The following is a 728-nucleotide window of genomic DNA, read 5'->3' as shown; positions in this document are numbered from 1 at the left end:
ATTACAATTCAGCTAATTAATAGTGATGGCTCCATCGAGCCCAGCTCAAAAGGCAAAATTATGACTACAGATACGATTGTCGCTCAAGCTACTGCACCCGGTCGTGGTGGTGTCGGCATTATTCGTGTTTCAGGCCCTAAGGCCAACCAAGTGGCATTGGAAGTCACAGGGAAGACTCTAAAACCGCGTTACGCTGAATACCTGCCGTTTCAAGCCGAAGATGGCACAGTGCTCGACCAAGGCATTGCACTGTACTTCCCTAACCCGCACTCGTTCACGGGCGAAGACGTATTAGAACTGCAAGGTCACGGTGGCCCTGTGGTCATGGATATGCTGATTAAACGTATTCTGGGCATAGCTGGCGTACGAGCAGCCCGTCCTGGTGAGTTCTCGGAACGTGCGTTCTTGAACGACAAGATGGACTTGACTCAGGCAGAAGCGATTGCCGACCTGATTGATGCTAGCTCTGAAGAAGCAGCGAAATCGGCGCTACAATCGCTACAAGGCCAGTTCTCGCAGCGTATTCAAACGCTGGTGGAATCACTGATTCATCTTCGCATCTATGTGGAAGCGGCCATCGACTTCCCTGAAGAAGAAATCGATTTTCTTGCCGATGGTAAAGTTGCAGGAGATCTGCAAGCTATCATCGATAACCTCGATGCGGTACGCAAAGAAGCGAACCAAGGCGCGATCATGCGCGAAGGCATGAAAGTCGTGATTGCTGGTCG

Annotated in this window: 1 pseudogene; it reads left to right on the top strand. The window is 50.8% G+C overall.

The annotated features are described in order from the left end of the window. Positions 1-60 precede the first annotated feature (60 nt). A pseudogene (trmE, locus tag R7R24_RS26705) lies at positions 61-728 on the top strand (tRNA uridine-5-carboxymethylaminomethyl(34) synthesis GTPase MnmE); the annotation flags it as partial.

The sequence above is a fragment of the Vibrio sp. 704 genome (assembly GCF_033339295.1).
This window is presented reverse-complemented; position numbering and strand designations above follow the sequence as displayed.